1 pseudogene is annotated in these 405 nt (G+C 83.7%); it reads left to right on the forward strand.

The annotated features are described in order from the left end of the window. Window positions 1-405, forward strand: a pseudogene (locus V5O49_RS02020) (YhgE/Pip domain-containing protein); the annotation flags it as partial.

Below are 405 nucleotides of genomic sequence, written 5' to 3' on the forward strand. Positions count from 1 at the left end.
CTACGCGCTGGCCGACGGCGCGGACCAGTTCGCCTCCGGCGTCGGGCAGGCCGCGGACGGTGGCTACGCGCTGGCCGACGGCGCCCGGCAGTACGCCGACGGAGGCGGCCGCTTCGCCTCCGGGATCGCCGAGGCCGCCGACGGTGGCAACGCGCTGGCCGACGGCGCGGCCCAGTTCGCCCCCGGCGTCGGGCCGCCCGCGGACCGGGGCGACCCGCTCGCCGACGGCGCCCGCCCCTACGCCGCCGGCGCCGCCGCGGCCGCCCCCGGGGCGGCCGAGCTCGCGCCCGGCGCCGACCAGCACGCGGCCGCCGACGGGTCGGCGGCGCCGGGGGCCGGGGAGCTGGCCGCCGGCGCCCGGCAGGTCGCCGACGGTGTCGACGGCATCACCGGGGGCATCGTGGA

The sequence above is a fragment of the Isoptericola haloaureus genome (assembly GCF_036689775.1).
Taxonomy (GTDB): Bacteria; Actinomycetota; Actinomycetes; order Actinomycetales; family Cellulomonadaceae; genus Isoptericola; species Isoptericola haloaureus.